1 protein-coding gene is annotated in these 503 nt (G+C 49.1%); it reads left to right on the top strand.

What is annotated here, in order from left to right; translation table 11 throughout:
- Positions 1-503, top strand: a 503-nt coding sequence (locus R8N47_RS28685; protein ID WP_318186545.1) for an O-antigen ligase family protein, incomplete at both ends; no start/stop codon positions are given.

Raw genomic sequence — 503 nt, 5'->3', positions numbered from 1 at the left:
ACAGGATGGCTAGCGACCATCATCGGTTTGTTGTTAGTGATTCCGTATATGTATCGCTTTGCAACCAAAGGCCGCTTTATTCGCTGGATCGCGGCTTTGGTTACGGGCTTGGTGCTCTCGTTCGTTGTAATGAGCATTGCATTCCCGGATGGAAGTGGACTGGCGACAGAGAAAGTGAATATGGAGTCGCCTCGAGCGTACACTTTCCCTCAAACCTTGGATATGGTGATCGAGAAACCGTTCACTGGCTACGGTTACGGTAAGTTTGAATCTGAGTACATGCTGTACACCGCGCGCCAGCATGCGCTGAATGAGAACTATCCTGCAGGCTTGCCATCGATGGATCATCCTCACAATGAAATGTTGTACTGGGGCGTAGAAGGTGGGCTTCTGCCTGTATTAGGCATAATCCTCGCAATGGGATTGGTTTTACATAGGATTTATCAAGCCAAACGTGGCACACGCCTAGCGTTGCTCGCGTTATTCATTCCTATCGTACTTCA

It is taken from the genome of Vibrio sp. 2132-1, assembly GCF_033344315.1.
This window is presented reverse-complemented; position numbering and strand designations above follow the sequence as displayed.